Source organism: Massilia sp. CCM 8734, assembly GCF_011682155.1.
GTDB lineage: Bacteria > Pseudomonadota > Gammaproteobacteria > Burkholderiales > Burkholderiaceae_D > Telluria_A > Telluria_A rubra.
On sequence record NZ_WHJI01000001.1, the window covers coordinates 372,276 to 389,394 of the forward strand.

Here is a 17,119-nt window from a genome sequence, read left to right on the forward strand (position 1 = left end):
AGCGGTCATGGAAAAGACCCGATTCGCGCCCCAGACTTTCCTGGCGCGGCTGCCGCTGTTCGACGCCATGTCTCCGGAGGAACTGGAGGCCATCGCGGCCGGCACCAGCGAGCGCCATGTGGGACGCGGCGAGATCATCTTCCAGCGCGGCGATGCTTGCCGCGGCTTTCACCTGGTCATCTTCGGCCAGGTGAAGCTGGCGGCCGGGGTGGCCAACGGGGCCGAAAAGATCATCGAACTGATCGGCCCCGGCCACAGTTTCGGCGAGGCGCTGATGTTCATGGAAAAGCCCTACATCGTCTCGGCCACGGCGCTGGCCGACTCGCTGCTGCTGCATGTGACCAAGGAAGCGGTGTTCGACGGCATTGCGCACGACCCAGGCTTCGCGCGCAAGATGCTGGCCGGCCTGAGCCGGCGCATGCATGGCCTGATCTGTGACCTGGAATCGGTGGCCTTGCAATCGGGCACGCAGCGGGTGATCGGCTACCTGTTGCAGGACGAGGCGACCGGGCAGGGCGCGCAGTTGACACTGCCGGTGAGCAAGGCGGTGGTGGCCTCGCGCCTGAACCTGACGCCGGAACATTTTTCGCGCATTCTGGCGGACCTGAGCGTGCACGGCCTGATCGGCGTGCAGGGGCGCAACGTGACCATCATGAATATCGACGGCTTGCGCGAGTACGCCGGCTGAACGGAGCACGACATGCAAGACATCGAAAAATTCGTACGCGGCTTCAGCCGCTTCCAGGAACAGTACTTCAGCGACGAACACGGCGTCTACGAAAGCTTGCGCGGTGGACAGCGTCCCAGCACCTTGCTGATCGGCTGCTGCGATTCGCGGGTCGATCCGATGCTGCTGACCGGCAGCGGACCGGGTGACATGTTCGTGGTGCGCAACATCGCCAATCTGGTGCCGCCGTGCACGCCGGATGCGCCGCCGGGCGTCAGTTCGGCCATCGAGTTTGCCATCTGCAACCTCGAAGTGGCGCGGGTGATCGTGCTCGGGCATGCGCGCTGCGGCGGCATCCGCGCCTTGCTGGCGCCGCAGCCGCTCGCGCCCGAGCAGCAGGAGACCGGCTTCGTCGAGCGTTGGATGCGCATCGCCGAACCGGTGCGGGTGCGCGTGATGCGCGACCTGGCGCACAAGAGTTCGGAAGAGCGGCACAAGGCTTGCGAGCAAGCGAGCATCTTGCAGTCGCTCGACAACCTGCTGACCTATCCCTGGCTCAAGCGCCGGGTGGAGGAGGGCAAGCTGGTGCTGCACGGCTGGTATTTCGATATCGACAGCGGCGCGCTGATGGGCTATTCGGCGCGCCAGCATGCGTTTTTGCCGATGGTATGCCCGATCGATGCCGTCAAGGGGCGGGTGGTACCGGTCGGAACGCCCTGATCATCCCTTGGCCGAGGGATACCTGAAGCGCGCCCGCGCGGCGTTTCAGAAGATGAAACAGGGTTTGCCCGCAGCGGACGCAGCGATTGTCGAGAATGTCTTTTCCGACGGCAAACCACTTCCGGAGCGAACTGAACAGGTGATCTGCGACAGCGTCTGGACCACCAGCCATGCCATCGTCGACGCGACAGTGGATGACGCGCGCTGGCTCAGGATGGCGGTGACGCATTTTGAATATACAAGGGCTTTCCAGGGCGTCGCCGCGTCGCGCGTATCGCGTCCATCCCCTCCTGGATTTACTCCTGGCAAGGCGTTCGTCCAGCGGCCTTTGTTGCTGGCGCGCCGCAAGCTCAGTGGCGCGATGGGCGTGACCATCCTGGTTGATTCGACGGGCAAGGTTTCCGACGTGACGATCGCGTGGAATAGCTTGAGCCCTGGATATGTTACCAGCGCGAATGGCGACAGTTTCACGGCCGTGGACTTAGTTTTGCCGGTGCTCAGCGCGTATTTCAGCGAGGGACGATTTGAACCAAGACTGGTCGACGGCGTTCCGGCGCCATTTTCGGTTTCGCAAGAAATCGAATGGAAATAGTTTCGCTGCCGGCTTCCCGAAACGACAGGTTCGCGCTTAGTTTATCGCAAACAGAGCGCTTGACTTCGGCAGAATAATGGGATGGCGTTGTACCTCGCTTCCTGATGTTTTATGGAATGCGGCAGCGCATGTATTGCGGCGTGGCCTTCAACGCCATGCTCATCGCCATTCATTTTCAGGAGGCTATTATGTGGATCGGATCCATCGGGCTGGTCGCAGCGACCAAAGATGTTGCCAATGCCGGCACCGATAACCTGGTGCAAGCCAGCATTTTAAGAAACGGGGCCGTCATCCGGGTGTTGAACCTGGATTATGCGGAATTGGATGATCACGAACGCGGCGACGACCGCAGCTACGTGTACAGCGGACCGGCCAAACTGCCGCGCAGGAACGACCTGACGCCGGAACTGCCACCTGGAATCGGCATGATTCCGATGCCCTATCCGGGCTATGGATTCGAATTTTCGGAAGGCTTGAGCGGCCACCTGCAAATTCAATTGCGCATTAACGGCGACGATATGTGGATCAAGGATAGCATCGATCTGTACGTCAAAATCATTCGCCTGCGCGCCACCAGCTTTGATACGCTGGCCTGGCTGGAAGATACGGAATGGACCTATATCGCCAGCTGGAATCAGGACGTACCCATGTCCACCGATGCCGATGAAGGCGTGACCACCTGGACGCTGAATCTGGCGTAAGCCGGCCGCTGGTGATCAGGCGGCGCGCATTTAATCAGGACTGATTATCAGGACTGACGCATTTTCCAATGGCCGGGAGCTTGTTCATGCCGGCCATATTCAATTCATTCAACTTTTCCCCCCTCCTGCCGTTAATGAATGACGAGCACGGCGAATCGCCATCTATTCCCGTCAAGATCGCACATTCACGGCGCGCCCCGCGCCAACAAGGAGAGGTCATGAGCATTACCATTCCCAACACCACAGCGCCGTCAGGCGCCGCGCCGATCGTCCTGCGCGAGGCCGGGCGTCGTTCCGGCGAGGCCACCCAGGCGGACCAGGCTGTCAAAGCCGACAAGGTCACCCTGAGCGGGCCGTCCGAGCCGCCCCTGACCTACGGCGCCCCGCGCGCGGCGACGGTCCAGGCCCCGCCCGACCTCGACGCCCTGCTGGCCGAATCCGACCGCCAGGCGCAGGAAGTCATCAACCTGATCCTGCCGGCGGTCGAGCAGCAAGGGCTGAACCTGGCCAAGGTGATCAGCGGCGAGCAAAAACTGACTGCCGACCCGGCCACGATCGCGGAGGCCAAGGCGGCCACGGGCGACGAGGGCGAGTTCAGCGTCGCCAAGGTGTCCGGACGCATTCTCGACTTCGCCAAAGCGGCGATCGGCGACGATCCGTCCAAACTGGCGTCGATCCGGGCCGCCGTGGAGCAGGGCTTCGACGACGCGGCCAAGGCGCTCGGCGGCACCTTGCCCGAACTGAGCGAGAAGACCCGCGCCACCATCATGGCTGCCTTCGACAGTTGGGCCGATGACGGCAGCACCGTGGCCGACAAGGGCAGCGAGAGCAAGGGACCGGCCGATAGCGCTTGATCAAGCTGGGCCCGGGCGCGCCGCGAGCCCGGGCTGTCGGGCATGCATGAGACTTAGAAAGATTGCCGCAAGTTAAGTAAATCATTATCTATTCTCATCGATCCCGGGACAGTAGGGGGCACGCATCGTCCGGATGCACTTTACCGGCTTGCATTGCGGCGCACATCCATATTGACGTCTTTCAAAGAAGAACTTGTTCTTCTGGCAGTGCCCAAGGATGTAACAACGGCAACGGCGCGCTGATGCGCGCCTTGCCGCTGGCGTTGTGGCACCGCGGCTCGGATGCAAGCCTGGTGCATGACGCCCACGAGCAATCCCTACCAACTCACGGCCACCTGCGCTCGCAGGTGTGCTGCGCGCTGTACTGCCTGTGGGCGCGGCGCGTGCTGGCGGCGTCAAGCGACGCGTGGGGTGGGGCGGTGGCAAGCCTGCGCGCCATCTACGCCGCCATGCCGGAAGCGCTGGAGGAACTCGAATGGTCGGTGCGCCCCGATGACGCGCCCGAGGGCAACGGCTCCGGTTACGTGGTCGATGCGCTGCGCTCGGCGCGCATGGTGCAGGCTGGCGCGACCTACGAAGAGGTGGTGCGCGCAGCCATTGCGCTGGGCAACGACACCGATACCACGGCCTGCATCGCCGGCGGTATTGCCGGCCTGCGCTTCGGCATGCACGGTATTCCTGACCGCTGGCGCACCCAACTCAGGGGACGCGAGCTATATCAGCCGCTGCTCGAGAAACTATTGCATTGGAGCATGACGGAATTGATCGATGAATAAGCCCTGCGGACGGTATGACGCCGTATTGCAGAATGTGCTTCAAGAAGTATTGGACGCTGCCCACCGCGCTGGCGCTCCGCAGGTGTCGCTGGAACGGATGCTGGTCCATCTGATCGAGGACGATAGCGTGCGCGCAGTGCTGGCGGCCTGCATCCCGCAGGCGGGCATCATGACCTTGGGCGATGAACTGCGCGCGATGGTGGCCGCCCGGCTGGCTGCCGAACTCGCGCGGCTGGACCGCGAAAGCGGCCGGCGCAAGCGTAGCAAAGCTGTTCTGCCACGCAGCATGCCGATTGGCATAGCCTGGATCGATGCCTGGCTTGACCGGCGGGCCGCGTTGGACCCGCAGTTGTCGGTCGCACTGCGCTGCGCGGTGGCGCGGGTCAGTGGCGCGGGCAGGCCAGCCGATTGCCTCGCTGTTCTCGTGACGATCGTCGACAAGACGACAGGCGCGGCGGCGAATGCCCTGCTGGGCCGCGGTCTCGACCGCTACGAGCTGGCCTGCCGCGTTGCCTACGGTGAACCGACCAGCAGCGCTGGGCAGGAAAATATCGTCCCCTCCGACAGCGCGTCCCTTGCGTTGGTGCTGCTTGACGACGATTACACGACGATGGCGTTTGTGGTGGAGGCGCTCGAGGCGGTGATGGCGATCCCCACGGATCAAGCGCAGCTGATGATGCTCCGTACCCACCGGGAAGGACGGGTCGTGGTCGCAGAGTTGCCGGCCGCTGCCGCACGCGTCAAAAGCGGCGGGTTCGAACGGTTCGGGCGCGAACGCTGCGAGCCGTTGCGTGTCCGCCTGGAATTGCCGTCGTAATGCGTCGCGCGCGACACGGTGCGATGGCGCCATGATCCGGCCGGGCGCCCTCGATGACGGCTCAGGCGCCCAGCAGGACCGTTGACGCTCTCTTGCGCGCCGCCATGGCGACTTTCGGCGCCGCCGCGCGGCCCTGGCCGGGCGCATCGACCTTGAACACCTTGACGGTCTCGACCAGGTTGCCGGCTTGCTCTTCCAGCGATTCGGCGGCGGCGGCGGCTTCCTCGACCAGCGAGGAATTGCTTTGCACCAGCGCGTCCATCTGGACAATGGCCTGGTTCACTTGCTCGATGCCCGACGATTGTTCCAGGCTGGCCGTGGCGATCTCGCCGACAATGGTGGAGACGCGGCCGATGCTGGCCACCACATCGTTCATGGTCGCGCCGGCGTGATCGACCAGCTTGCTGCCCAGGTCCACCTTGTCGACCGAATCGTTGATCAGGGCCTTGATCTCTTTTGCCGCCCCGGCGGACCGTTGCGCCAGGTTGCGCACTTCCGAGGCTACCACCGCAAAGCCGCGCCCCTGTTCACCGGCGCGCGCCGCTTCCACCGCCGCGTTCAGCGCCAGAATATTGGTCTGGAACGCAATGCTGTCGATCACGCTGATGATATCGACGATCTTGCGCGCTGATTCGTTGATGGAACCCATCGTATCGACCACCTGCGCGACCACCGCGCCGCCCTTGATGGCGACCTCGGAGGCGGAGGCGGCGAGCAGGTTCGCCTGGCGCGCGTTGTCGGCATTTTGCCTGACAGTGCTGGTCAGCTCTTCCATGGAAGAGGCGGTTTCTTCCAGCGAACTGGCCTGCGACTCGGTGCGCGCCGACAGGTCGGCGTTGCCGACGGCAATGTCATGGGTGGCCGCCGAGATCTCGTCCGAACTTTCGCGGATCTTGTGCACGGTCTGGCGCAGGTTGGTGCTGATGGTATTCATGCTTTGCAGCAGCTGACCGACTTCATCGCTGCGCTCTTCCACGGCGTCGCCGTTCAAGTCGCCCGAGGCGATCTTGCTGGCGGTATCGATCGCGTGGCCGAAGCCGGCCTTGATGTGCCGGTAGATCATCAGCACCGTTGCCAGCGACATCACCAGGGACACGCCAAGCGTGCCGATGGCCGCCCAGAAAGCGGTATCGGCCCGTGACGCGGCCACGCGCACCTCTTCACTCGTGCGTTGGTCGAGCATGACCAGGAACTCATTAACCGGCTTCATGATCGTTGCCTTGTTCTTGTGGTAATCGGCGTCGTGCATGATCTTGCGCGCCAGGTCCATGTCGGGTTCGCGCTTTTGCGTGAACTTGCCGGTACCGTCATCGAACAAGCCCTTCACGGCATTCATGGCGATCACTTCGGTCTTGACCAGGGCGTCGGAGTTGTCCTGGGCTTGCTTGAGCTTGGCGAATTCGGCATCGGTAAAACCGGCCTTGCGCATCAGGTCGGCGAGCGCGACGGCCTGCCCGTCCGGCGTCGGTTTGCTGACCCCGGCGGCGACGAAATCCCAATAGATGCGTTCGTAATGTTGCGGACGGGGCTTGGCGCCGTTGCGGATGTCGAGAATGTCCATGTACTGGCGTTCGTAGGCGGCATCGCCCGAGACGACGAAGGTGCGCGCCAGGCGGGTCAGGTCGTCCGAGCTCTGGCGCAGTTCATCGGCCAGCAGGAAGGACTGGTAGCGGTTTTCGCTGGCGCGCATGGTTTTGTCCTGCTCTGTCGAGACGCGCGCGAAGGCCATCAGGGAGCACGCCGACAGCGCCACGCTGACAAGGAAAAACGCCGTAAAAATGATGCGGATCGAATAATTCTTGAGCATGGCCCCCCCCGATGAGTTCAACGTTGTCCGGCGAGAAATCCCGACACGATGTCTGATGTGCCATCGCAAACGACTGCGGTGATGCATGCAGTCTCGCGAACTCGTTGATCCATGTCAACACATTGCAAACTATTTGCTGTGTGTGTGGAGGGGCGGGCAGGTGGGAAACCGACTGCCGCCGGCGCGCTTCCCCCATGCCGGGCGGTTACGCGCAAGCCATTGTTTAATCGATTGTCATGAGGCGTGAGCGCAACACCTGGCCAGTACGGCTTGGTGTCGGCTTGGTGTCATGTCGGCTTGGTGTCAGGTCTGACATTCAGACACGGCCTGGGCAGTGGTGATCGTTCAGTTCGTGTCCGAATGTCAGACCTGACACCAGTTGTGTGTCCGAATGTCAGACCTGACACCGGCTAGACCTGACACCGGCTGATGACACCGGCTGGGGGGAGGTAAATTACTGGGCCATTCGCTTGAGTTCGCCATCCTTTCCAAACGCCAGGAATTGGCCGATCTGACCAGTGTGAATGTAGGTCACCATCATATTGAGCGGCGCTTCCGCCTCGGACGAGGCCGGCGGCTTGCCGTTGCGGCCCGACATGGTGGTGACGAACACGATGTCCCATTCCTTGCCGGTGTAGGCCGACTCGGCCACCAGCTCGGCGAAGCTGCCCAGTTCCTCGGTGGTCTTGTCGACGCACATCACCGGGGCCAGCGCGCCGCCGCGCTGCTCGGCAAATCCCGCGCGCTCGGCCTCGCCTGCCTCATCCGGCAACTCCGCCTTGGCAAACGCGAACAACAGGCGCTGCGGTTGCGGCTGGGCGCGCGCGGCGCGGATCAGGTCGTCATAACTGCTGATATTCATGGGTATTTCCTTCAACGTCGATGTCAGATACCGCATGTATACCGTATCCATCCGGCACCCTCCATAGCCACAAAGGACTAGGCCGTCTACTCCTTGTCGCCGCGCCCGACCACCTTCTTGCCAATATGCACCATGACTGCCGCTGCGTAGACTGGGCTCAATCGGGTAGCGCCCTGTTGACGGCGCCCCTCTCATCCAAGCGGAGGCAGCATGAGTCATTTTCTGGATCGTCTGAAGTTCTTCAATCGCCCCAAGGAGACGTTTTCCGACGGCCACGGCGCCGTGGTCCATGAGGACCGTACCTGGGAAAACGCCTATCGCCAGCGCTGGCAGCACGATAAAATCGTGCGCTCGACGCACGGCGTCAACTGCACCGGCTCATGCAGCTGGAAGGTGTATGTCAAGAATGGCCTGATCACCTGGGAAACCCAGCAGACCGACTATCCGCGCACCCGGCCCGACCTGCCCAACCACGAACCGCGCGGCTGCCCGCGCGGCGCCAGCTATTCCTGGTACGTGTATTCGGCCCAGCGCGTTAAATACCCGATGGTGCGCGGCCGCCTGATGCAGATGTGGCGCGAAGCGCGCCTGACCATGGACCCGATCGCCGCCTGGGCCTGGATCAGCCAGGACCCGGAACGGGCCAAGTCGTACAAGTCGATCCGCGGCCTGGGCGGTTTTGTGCGCGCCAAGTGGGATGACGTCAATGAAATGATTGCCGCCGCCAATGCCTTCACCATCAAGAAATACGGCCCGGACCGCATCGTCGGCTTTTCGCCGATTCCCGCCATGTCGATGGTCAGCTATGCCGCCGGCACGCGCTACCTGTCGCTCATCGGCGGCGTGGCCCTGAGTTTCTACGACTGGTATTGCGACTTGCCGCCAGCGAGCCCACAGGTGTGGGGCGAACAGACCGACGTGCCGGAATCGGCCGATTGGTACAACTCCACGTTCCTGATGGTGTGGGGTTCGAACGTGCCGATGACGCGCACGCCGGACGCCCACTTCTACACGGAAGTTCGCTACAAGGGCACGAAAACGGTGGCTGTGTCCTCCGATTTCGGCGAAATGGCGAAATTCGGCGATATCTGGCTCGCTCCCAAGCAAGGCACCGACGCCGCGCTGGCGCTGGCCATGGGTCACGTGGTCCTGAAAGAATTCCACGCCAACGGCGGCTCGGACTATTTCCGTGGCTACGCCAAGCAGTACACCGACTTTCCGATGCTGGTCATGCTCAAGGAAACCAAGGGCGCGCTGGTGCCGGATTACTTCCTGCGTGCTTCGCACCTGGCCAATAACCTGGACGAAACCAATAATCCCGACTGGAAAACCCTGGTCATCGACGAAGCGACCGGCAACATCTGCGCGCCGGCCGGCACCATCGGTTTCCGCTGGGGCGAGTCGGGTCGCTGGAACCTGGAACAGAAAGAGGGCACCAGCGGCAAGGCGATCGATCCGCTGCTGTCCCTGATCGGCTGCAGCGATGCGGTCGAGGAAGTCGGCTTTGCCTACTTCGGCGGCAAGGATGCCAGCGACATGCTGATGCGCCGCGTGCCGGTCAAGAAAGTGCTGCTGGCCGACGGCAGCACCGCGCTGGTGACCACCGTGTTCGACCTGACCCTGGCCAACTATGGCATCGACCGTGGCTTGGGTGGCGGCAACGTTGCCACCAGCTATAACGACGACGTGCCGTACACGCCGGCCTGGCAAGTCAAGCACACCGGCGTGAAAGCGGCCGATGTCATCACCGTGGCGCGCCAGTTTGCCGAAAACGCCGACAAGACCCAGGGCAAGAGCATGGTCATCGTCGGCGCCGCACTGAATCACTGGTACCACATGGACATGACGTATCGCGGCATCATCAACCTGTTGATGATGTGCGGCTGCATCGGCAAGTCGGGCGGCGGCTGGGCGCACTACGTGGGCCAGGAAAAGCTGCGTCCGCAAACCGGCTGGACCCCGCTCGCCTTTGCGCAGGACTGGAACCGGCCGATGCGCCAGATGAACGGTACCTCGTTCTTCTACGCCCACACCAGCCAGTGGCGCCATGAAAAACTGCACACGAGCGAAATTTCTTCGCCGTCGGCAGGGGACGACGTCGAGCCGATGGCGCTGATCGACTACAACGCCAAGGCTGAACGCATGGGCTGGCTGCCATCGGCGCCGCAGCTGGAAACCAATCCGCTGGAAGTCACCCGCGCGGCCCAGGCCGCCGGCATGGAACCGGCCGCGTATGCGGTCGAACAGATCAAGGCCGGCAAGCTCAATTTTTCCTGCGACGATCCGGACAATCCGGCCAACTTCCCGCGCAATATGTTTGTGTGGCGCTCGAACATCCTGGGCAGCTCGGGCAAGGGCCACGAGTATTTCCTCAAGTACTTGTTGGGCACCCAGAACGCGCTGATGAGCGACGAAACGCACTGCGTCAAGCCGCGCGACGTGAAAATCCGTCCCGCCGCCGAAGGCAAGCTGGACCTGGTGGTGGTGCTGGACTTCCGCATGTCCACCACCTGCCTGTACGGCGACATCGTGCTGCCGACCGCCACCTGGTATGAAAAGGACGACCTGAACACGTCGGACATGCACCCCTTCATCCACCCGCTGTCGGAAGCCGTGCAACCGCTGTGGCAATCGAAATCGGATTGGGAAATCTACAAGGGCATCGCCGAAAAATTCGCGGAAATCGGCGGTGAGTACCTGGGCACCCAGCAAGACCTGGTGCTCACCCCGCTGATGCACGATACCCCGGGCGAACTGGGCCAACCGTTCGATCCGAAGGATTGGCGCGCCGGCGAGTGCGAGCCGATTCCGGGCAAGACCATGCCGAACCTGAGCGTGGTGACGCGCGATTACAAGGATGTCTTCAAGAAATTCACCTCGATCGGCCCCTTGCTGGAAAAACTGGGCAATGGCGGCAAGGGCATCGGCTGGAAGACCGGGCACGAAGTCGATGTGCTGCGCGGTATCAACCGCACGGTGTTGGAAGAGGGCGTCTCGCAAGGGCAGCCACGGTTAGATACCGCCATCGACGCGGCCGAAATGATCTTGTCGCTGGCGCCGGAAACCAATGGCCACGTGGCGGTCAAGGCCTGGGCGGCGCTGTCGACCATGACCGGACGCGATCACACGCACCTGGCGCTGCCGCGCGAGCACGACACGATCCGCTTCCGCGATGTGCAGGCGCAACCGCGCAAGATCATCTCGTCGCCGACCTGGTCGGGACTGGAGTCGGAAGAAGTGAGCTACACGGCCGGCTATACCAATGTGCACGAACTGATCCCATGGCGCACCCTGACCGGCCGCCAGCAGTTTTACCAGGATCACCGCTGGATGCGCGATTTTGGCGAGGGATTGTGCGTGTACAAGCCGGCCATCGACACCAAGACCACGGCGGCGATGTTGGGCGCGGCGCCGAACGGCAACAAGGAAATCGCGCTGAACTTCCTGACGCCGCACCAGAAATGGGGCATCCACTCCACGTATTCGGACAACCTGCGCATGCTGACCTTGTCGCGCGGCGGGCCGCACGTGTGGATTTCGGAAATCGATGCGAAGGATGCCGGGATTGTCGACAACGACTGGATCGAAGTGTTCAACGTCAACGGCACCCTGACGGCGCGGGCGGTGGTCAGCCAGCGTATTCCGGAAGGGATGACCTTGATGTACCACGCCCAGGAAAAGATCATCAACACGCCGGGCGCGGAATTGTCGGGCAAGCGGGGCGGCATCCACAACTCGGTCACGCGCACCGTGACCAAGCCGACCCACATGATCGGCGGTTATGCACAGTTGTCGTGGGGCTTCAATTACTACGGCACGGTCGGCTCGAACCGCGATGAGTTTGTGCTGGTACGCAAGATGGACAAAGTGGAGTGGCTGGAAGGCCCCCTGGTGGAAGAAACGAGTGGAGCAAACAAGGGAGCACACGTATGAAGATCAGAGCGCAAATCGGCATGGTGTTGAACCTGGACAAGTGCATTGGCTGTCACACGTGTTCGGTAACCTGCAAGAACGTTTGGACCAGCCGCGACGGCGTCGAATACGCCTGGTTCAACAATGTCGAAACGAAACCCGGCATCGGTTACCCGAAGGAATGGGAAAACCAGGATAAATGGAATGGCGGCTGGAAACGCACGGCTGCCGGCAAGATCGAACCGCGCCAGGGCGGGCGGCTGAAAATTCTCGCCAATATTTTCGCCAATCCGAACCTGCCGGCCATCGACAAGTATTACGAGCCGTTCACCTACGACTACGAGCGCCTGCAAAACGCGCCGCTGTCGGAAACGCCGCCGACGGCGCGTCCGATCTCTGTGTTGACCGGCAAGAAGATGGACAAGATCGAATGGGGTCCGAACTGGGAAGACGACCTGGGCGGGGAGTTCGCCGCCCGCAGCAAGGACAAGCTGTTCGACAACATGCAGAAGGAAATGTACGGCACCTTCGAAAACACCTTCATGATGTACCTGCCGCGCCTGTGCGAGCACTGCCTGAACCCGACCTGCGTGGCGTCCTGCCCGTCGGGTTCGGTGTACAAGCGGGAAGACGACGGCATCGTGCTGATCGACCAGGATAAATGCCGCGGCTGGCGCATGTGCATTTCCGGCTGCCCGTACAAGAAGATTTACTACAACTGGTCGTCGGGCAAGGCCGAGAAATGCACCTTCTGCTATCCGCGCATTGAAGCGGGCCAGCCGACCGTGTGTTCGGAAACCTGCGTCGGGCGCATCCGCTACCTGGGCGTGCTGCTGTACGACGCCGACAAGATCGAAGCGGCGGCCTCGGTGCCGGACGAGCGCGACCTGTACCAGGCGCAGCTGGGCCTGTTCCTCGACCCGCACGACCCGGCCATCATCGAGGAAGCGCGACGCCAGGGCATTCCCGACTCGTGGCTGGAGTCGGCCAAGAAGTCGCCCGTCTACAAGATGGCGGTCGACTGGAAAGTGGCTTTCCCGCTGCATCCGGAATACCGGACGCTGCCGATGGTGTGGTACATCCCGCCGCTGTCGCCGATCCAGGCGGCGGCCGAGTCCGGCAAGCTGGGGATGAACGGCATCTTGCCCGATACCAACAGCCTGCGCATTCCGGTGCAGTACCTGGCCAATTTGCTGACCGCCGGCGACCAGCCGCCCGTGATCCGCGCGCTCGACCGCATGCTGGCCATGCGCGCCTACATGCGCAGCAAGACCGTGGACAAGGTCGAGAACCTGGCCGTGCTGGAACAGGTCGGCTTGAGCCGCGCCATGGTCGAGGATATGTACCACATCATGGCGATCGCCAATTACGAGGACCGCTTCGTGATTCCGAGCAGTCACAAGGAAATGGCGGAAGACAGCTTCAACGAAAAAGGTTCGTGCGGCTTCAGCTTCGGTAACGGCTGTTCGGACGGCGTGACGGAAACCAGCCTGTTCGGGAAGAAAAAGCAGGGCTCGGCCATCTTCATGGCGATGCCGAAGTCGCGCAAGAGAAAAGATGAGAAGCAAGACGAAACGCAAGACATCCAGGAGGCATGATGAAAACCAATCAACATTATCAGGTGTTGTCCAACCTGCTGCTGTATCCGGAAGCGGAGCTGATCGCCGAGTTGCCTTTCCTGGCCAATGCGATGGCGCATTCGCCGGCCCTGCACGCGCCGCTGCTGCCGCTGTTCGCCTACCTGAGCGACGGCGCCCTGATCGACCTGCAGCAAAACTATGTGATGACGTTCGACCGCAATCCCTCGCATTCGCTGCATCTGTTCGAGCATATTCATGGCGAATCGCGCGACCGTGGCCAGGCCATGGTCGACCTGATGGAAGAATACAAGGGACACGGCTTGTTCATGACGGGCGACGACTTGCCCGACTTCGTGCCGCTGTTCCTCGAATTCCTGTCGCAACAGAGCACGGAGGAGGCCGCGCGCCTGCTGTCGGACGCGGTGCACGTGCTGGCGCACATCGGCCGCAAGCTGGCCGCCAACGGCAGCCCGTACGCCGGCGTGTTCGCCGTGCTGGAACAGTTGAGCCCGGTGGCGGCCGAGGAGCTGACCGAGCCGCCGGTGCGCGACATGGACGAGGCGCTGGAAACCTTCGGTCCGGGCATGGACGGGGTCGAACCGCTGCTCAAACCAGGGGCGCCCGGCACGCACACGATCAAATTCTATCCCCGCACGGCGCGCGCCGCGGCCGGCGCGTAAAGGAGGCATCATGGACTATCTGCATCAATTTCTGTTCGGGATTTATCCCTACATCGCGCTGGCGATCTTTTTGCTCGGCAGCCTGATCCGTTTCGACCGCGAGCAATATACGTGGAAGTCGGAATCGACCCAGGTGCTGCATCAGGGCAGCTTGCGGTATGGGAGCGTCCTGTTCCATATTGGCATCATCGGCCTGTTCTTCGGCCACATGGCGGGCCTGCTGACGCCGGTGTGGGTGTGGGATACGCTGGGTGTCAGCCATGGCCTCAAGCAACTGGTGGCGATGGTGGCCGGCGGTGTCATGGGGCTGCTGTGCCTGGTTGGCATCGTGCTGCTGCTGGCACGGCGCTTCGGCAATGACCGCCTGCGCAAGGCCACCACCTTCAAGGACAAGATCGTGCTGCTGTGGATCCTGGCCACCTTGCTGCTGGGACTGTCGTCGATCTACGTGTCGGCCGGCCACATGGACGGACACACGATGGTCCTGCTGATGAACTGGGCGCAACATATCGTAACTTTCCGCGGCGATGCGGCCGCATTCATCATCGATGCGCCGCTGCTGTTCAAGCTGCATCTGTTCATGGGCATGTCGCTGTTCGTCATCTTCCCGTTCACCCGCCTGGTGCACGTGTGGAGCGGCTTCGGCGCGCTGACCTATCTTGGCCGCGCTTACCAGCTCGTGCGTAGTCGTTAATCGGGAGGATGATCATGGGTATTTCTGTGAATGGCGTGGAGATCGACGATGTGGCGATCGAGCGCGAGTTGCCGCATCACCAGGAAGCGGGCAATCCGCTCAAAGAAGCGGTGCATGAACTGGTGCTGCGCACCTTGCTGCTGCAACAGGCCGATGAACTGGGAATGACCGGGGGCGACGACGACGCCCGCATCGAGGCGCTGCTGGCGCTGCAGGTCAAGGTGCCGAAGGCCGACGAAGCGGCCTGCATGACGTGGTACCGCAACAATGCCCAACGTTATACCAGCGGCGAGATGGTCGAGGCGCGCCATATCCTGTTCCAGGTGACCCCTGGCGCGCCGCTGGAGTTGCTGCGCGCCACTGGCGAGGCCGTGCTGGAAGAGTTGCAGGCGCATCCGGACCGCTTCGGCGAGCTGGCCGCGCAGTATTCGAACTGCAGTTCCGGCAAGGTGGGCGGCAGCCTCGGGCAATTGTCGCGCGGGCAAAGCGTGCCGGAGTTCGAGGAACTGGTGTTCCGGCTGGGCGAAGGCGAGCTGGCGGGGCGCTTGCTCGAAACGCGCTTCGGCCTGCATATCGTGCAGGTGCTGCGGCGGGTGGCGGGGCGCTTGTTGCCGTTCGACGCGGTGAAAAGCGAGATTGCGGCGTATCTCGACCGCCAGTCGAGCCAGCGCGCCACGCATCAGTACCTGCATATTTTGGTGGGACAGGCGCGGATCGAGGGCATGAGCATGGAAGGGGCCGATAGTCCGCTGGTCCAGTAGCGCCTTGCCTGGCCTGCGGCGGGATACGTCGCGATTGCGGGCGGCGTACCCGCGTGCTAACCTGCGCGGCCGACACGACAGGATCGCGACAATGCCATTCCTCCTTACCAGGCAGCTCATGCTCGATGACCTGGCCCGCTTCATCAGGCCGGCGCTGTTAATGGAAACGCCGGTCGAGGTCGACCCGGCCTTGCCGGTGCCGGCGCAATGGGTGGCCATCCTGCACGATCAGCAACAGGGGCGCAAGCTGGCCTTGGGCGCTTACTGGAACAAGGTCGCGGCCCGGATGCCGGCCGTCCTCAATTTCCTGCACACGTTCGCCAAGCCGTTGGTGGTGCTGGTGGAGCACAGCAAGGCGGTGTCGCTGTTGTATCCATTCACGGCCAAAGGCAAGCGCCATTTCTATCGCGGGCATCCCGCCCTGCGCGCCGTGCCCGCGCAGTTCCAGACCGTGTGGCCGCGCATTCCCGCGCAATTGCGTGACTTCTACATGCATATCCACAATGGCTGGACCTTCCTGTCCGCCAATTCAATGGGGCCGTTGCCGGTCGAAGACTGGGCTTTCTTGTCCGACGACCGGTTCGATATCGACGACGACACCGCCGCCAGCATGCCGTGCGATATCAGCAAGGTGCTGACCGTCTTTCATAATGGGGGAGGCGATTACCTGTGCCTGGACTTTTCGGCGCCGGATGGCGTTGCGACCGGCTTGATCTGGTGGCACGAGGAGCCCGATACGCCCGAAGTGGTCGATTTTTGGGCATATCTCGATGCGTGGATCAGTATCTATGTCGACGACGCCGACAGCGTTGATATGTGCGCCAGTCGTGGCGGCACCGCTGGAGGCTAGCCGGCGGCGCTTGCGTGGCGAACGCCGGTCTTGTCGATGCGGCACAGCCATCTGGCGCTTGCGGCCCACGGCGGCGGGTTGACTACCGGTTCCGCGTGTCCGTTGGCGACGAGATAGCCCGGATGGCCTTGCTCGTTGATATCCTCATCAAAGATGGCCACTGGCATGCCGCGATAGAAGCCGTGGAGAGCACCGGCGGAGTCGGTTTCCTCGTCCCGGTGCGACAGCACGACGAGGTTGTAATCGACCATCTCGGCGCAATCGACGCGGATGCGGGGAGAAAGGTGTGCGGGCAGGGGCAGGGCGATCGCTGGCGGGCGGCAAGGCAGGCGCAGGTCGGCCGCGCTGGCAAAGGTGATTGCGCCCCCCGCATAGGCATCGCTGTTGCGACCTTCCACATGAAAGCACACCGCGCACTGGATCACAAGCTGCCCTGTCGCAACCGACTTGTAGGTGGCAAAATCCTCGTGCCTGCATCTGGGACAACACTGCTCGATGTGAAGCGTGACCAGGCGTTCCATTGTCTCGCTCAGAAGCCCCGCAATGGAGTTCAGGTCGCCCCAGACGTCGTAGCCCAGGATGCAGTTCTTGAAATGGCGGAACTCGGCATCGCGCATCGTCGATTGCGCCACCGGATAGTCGGCCGCCTGCATGCTGAAGTAGCGCGCGAAACGCAAGTAGGCAAATGGCCCGCTGCTGAACTGCGGGCGGTATTTCCTGAATCCAGCGACGAGGGTCTTGAAAATGACTTCCGGCTCGGCGTGATCGTCGAGCCGCAGCAACTGATCGCGCAGGTCGTGCCATTGGTGTTTCATCAACTTTCGCATCGATCGGCCTTGCGGGCGC

At 62.5% G+C, this 17,119-nt stretch carries 16 protein-coding genes; 13 read left to right on the forward strand and 3 right to left on the reverse strand.

Annotated features, from left to right (window positions below):
• Positions 1-7 precede the first annotated feature (7 nt).
• The 7 genes from F2P46_RS01700 to F2P46_RS01730 all read left to right on the forward strand — a co-directional run bounded on the left by F2P46_RS01700 (position 8) and on the right by F2P46_RS01730 (position 5,127).
• Entirely contained in the window at positions 8-688 is a 681-nt protein-coding gene (locus F2P46_RS01700; RefSeq protein WP_166884616.1) for a Crp/Fnr family transcriptional regulator, read from the forward strand.
• 12 nt (positions 689-700) lie between these two features.
• The gene (locus tag F2P46_RS01705) at positions 701-1,387 is read left to right on the forward strand and encodes a carbonic anhydrase (protein WP_166884618.1); all 687 of its coding nucleotides are present in this window, start codon (positions 701-703) and stop codon (positions 1,385-1,387) included.
• Positions 1,388-1,394: 7 nt separating this feature from the next.
• The gene (locus F2P46_RS01710; RefSeq protein WP_166884620.1) at positions 1,395-1,979 is read left to right on the forward strand and encodes a hypothetical protein; all 585 of its coding nucleotides are present in this window, start codon (positions 1,395-1,397) and stop codon (positions 1,977-1,979) included.
• A 104-nt stretch (positions 1,980-2,083) separates the two neighbouring features.
• On the forward strand, positions 2,084-2,680 hold the full coding sequence (locus F2P46_RS01715) for a hypothetical protein (protein WP_166884622.1): 597 nt from the start codon (positions 2,084-2,086) through the stop codon (positions 2,678-2,680).
• Positions 2,681-2,898: 218 nt separating this feature from the next.
• Positions 2,899-3,534 (forward strand): hypothetical protein, encoded by a 636-nt coding sequence (locus tag F2P46_RS01720; RefSeq protein WP_166884624.1) that lies wholly within the window; start codon positions 2,899-2,901, stop codon positions 3,532-3,534.
• Between the two features lie 170 nt (positions 3,535-3,704).
• Positions 3,705-4,310 (forward strand): ADP-ribosylglycohydrolase family protein, encoded by a 606-nt coding sequence (locus F2P46_RS01725; RefSeq protein WP_368737867.1) that lies wholly within the window; start codon positions 3,705-3,707, stop codon positions 4,308-4,310.
• Positions 4,303-5,127, forward strand: coding sequence for an ATP-dependent Clp protease adaptor ClpS (locus tag F2P46_RS01730; protein WP_166884628.1), 825 nt, complete (start codon positions 4,303-4,305; stop codon positions 5,125-5,127). The genes F2P46_RS01725 and F2P46_RS01730 overlap by 8 nt, the downstream gene beginning before the upstream one ends.
• Before the next feature lie 61 nt (positions 5,128-5,188).
• Here F2P46_RS01730 and F2P46_RS38490 read toward each other — a convergent pair whose 3' ends face one another.
• Both F2P46_RS38490 and F2P46_RS01740 read right to left on the reverse strand, forming a co-directional pair.
• Entirely contained in the window at positions 5,189-6,934 is a 1,746-nt protein-coding gene (locus F2P46_RS38490) for a methyl-accepting chemotaxis protein (RefSeq protein ID WP_166884630.1), read from the reverse strand.
• Between the two features lie 454 nt (positions 6,935-7,388).
• Positions 7,389-7,796, reverse strand: a complete 408-nt coding sequence (locus tag F2P46_RS01740; RefSeq protein WP_166884631.1) for a ribonucleotide reductase subunit alpha — start codon at positions 7,794-7,796, stop codon at positions 7,389-7,391.
• Positions 7,797-8,006: 210 nt separating this feature from the next.
• On the opposite strand from F2P46_RS01740, the gene F2P46_RS01745 reads away from it, so the two are divergent.
• The 6 genes from F2P46_RS01745 to F2P46_RS01770 all read left to right on the forward strand — a co-directional run bounded on the left by F2P46_RS01745 (position 8,007) and on the right by F2P46_RS01770 (position 16,273).
• Positions 8,007-11,729, forward strand: coding sequence for a nitrate reductase subunit alpha (locus F2P46_RS01745; protein ID WP_166884633.1), 3,723 nt, complete (start codon positions 8,007-8,009; stop codon positions 11,727-11,729).
• Entirely contained in the window at positions 11,726-13,306 is a 1,581-nt protein-coding gene (gene narH, locus F2P46_RS01750) for a nitrate reductase subunit beta (RefSeq protein WP_166884635.1), read from the forward strand. The genes F2P46_RS01745 and narH overlap by 4 nt, the downstream gene beginning before the upstream one ends.
• Positions 13,306-13,968 carry a nitrate reductase molybdenum cofactor assembly chaperone gene (narJ, locus tag F2P46_RS01755; protein WP_166884637.1) on the forward strand — a complete coding sequence of 221 codons (663 nt, stop codon included), beginning with the start codon at positions 13,306-13,308 and terminating at the stop codon, positions 13,966-13,968. The genes narH and narJ overlap by 1 nt, the downstream gene beginning before the upstream one ends.
• A gap of 10 nt (positions 13,969-13,978) precedes the next feature.
• Positions 13,979-14,662 (forward strand): respiratory nitrate reductase subunit gamma, encoded by a 684-nt coding sequence (gene narI, locus F2P46_RS01760; protein ID WP_166884639.1) that lies wholly within the window; start codon positions 13,979-13,981, stop codon positions 14,660-14,662.
• 14 nt (positions 14,663-14,676) lie between these two features.
• Complete coding sequence (locus F2P46_RS01765; RefSeq protein WP_166884642.1) at positions 14,677-15,423, forward strand: peptidylprolyl isomerase; 747 nt, start codon at positions 14,677-14,679, stop codon at positions 15,421-15,423.
• A gap of 91 nt (positions 15,424-15,514) precedes the next feature.
• On the forward strand, positions 15,515-16,273 hold the full coding sequence (locus F2P46_RS01770) for an SMI1/KNR4 family protein (protein WP_166884643.1): 759 nt from the start codon (positions 15,515-15,517) through the stop codon (positions 16,271-16,273).
• On the opposite strand, the gene F2P46_RS01775 is transcribed toward F2P46_RS01770, so the two are convergent.
• Entirely contained in the window at positions 16,270-17,088 is an 819-nt protein-coding gene (locus tag F2P46_RS01775) for a hypothetical protein (RefSeq protein ID WP_166884645.1), read from the reverse strand. The genes F2P46_RS01770 and F2P46_RS01775 overlap by 4 nt on opposite strands.
• Positions 17,089-17,119 lie beyond the last annotated feature (31 nt).